The 682-nt window shown below is 65.5% G+C and carries 1 protein-coding gene; it reads right to left on the bottom strand.

Annotated elements, in window-relative coordinates:
* Positions 1-3 precede the first annotated feature (3 nt).
* Positions 4-682 (bottom strand): zinc-binding dehydrogenase (locus tag EQG76_RS31460; protein ID WP_159719131.1); only part of this gene is annotated, 679 nt, incomplete at its 5' end.

The following is a 682-nucleotide window of genomic DNA, read 5'->3' as shown; positions in this document are numbered from 1 at the left end:
CGCTCAATAGACGACCACCGAGCGGATCGACTTGCCCTGGTGCATGAGGTCGAAGGCGTCGTTGATGTCTTCGAGCTTGAGGGTGTGGGTGATCAGCGGGTCGATCTGGATCTGCTGGTCCATGTACCAGTCGACGATCTTGGGCGTGTCGGTGCGGCCTCTGGCCCCGCCAAAGGCGGTGCCCTGCCACTTGCGGCCGGTGACCAGCTGGAACGGCCGGGTGGAGATCTCCTGGCCAGCACCCGCCACGCCGATGATGGTCGAGACCCCCCAGCCGCGATGGCAGCATTCCAGCGCTTGGCGCATCAGCTGGACATTGCCCACGCACTCGAAGCTGTAGTCGGCCCCGCCATCGGTGAGCGCCACCAGATGCTGGACCAGGTCGCCCTGGACCTCTTTGGGATTGACGAAGTGGGTCAGGCCGAACTGGCGCGCCATCGCCTCGCGCTCGGGGTTCAGGTCCACGCCCACGATCATCTTGGCGCCAGCGAGCTTCGCCCCCTGGATCACGTTCAGCCCGATGCCGCCTAAGCCGAACACCACCACGTTCGAGCCGACCTCGATCTTGGCGGTCCAGATCACCGCCCCGATCCCGGTGGTCACCCCGCAACCGACATAGCAGACCTTGTCGAACGGGGCGTCGTCCCGGATCTTGGCGAGTGCGATCTCCGGCACCACCGTG

This window comes from Geminicoccus flavidas, from assembly GCF_009806515.1.
GTDB classification, from domain to species: Bacteria; Pseudomonadota; Alphaproteobacteria; order Geminicoccales; family Geminicoccaceae; genus Geminicoccus; species Geminicoccus flavidus.
Note: the sequence above shows the minus strand (reverse complement) of the source record. Positions and strands in the feature narration are given on the sequence as shown.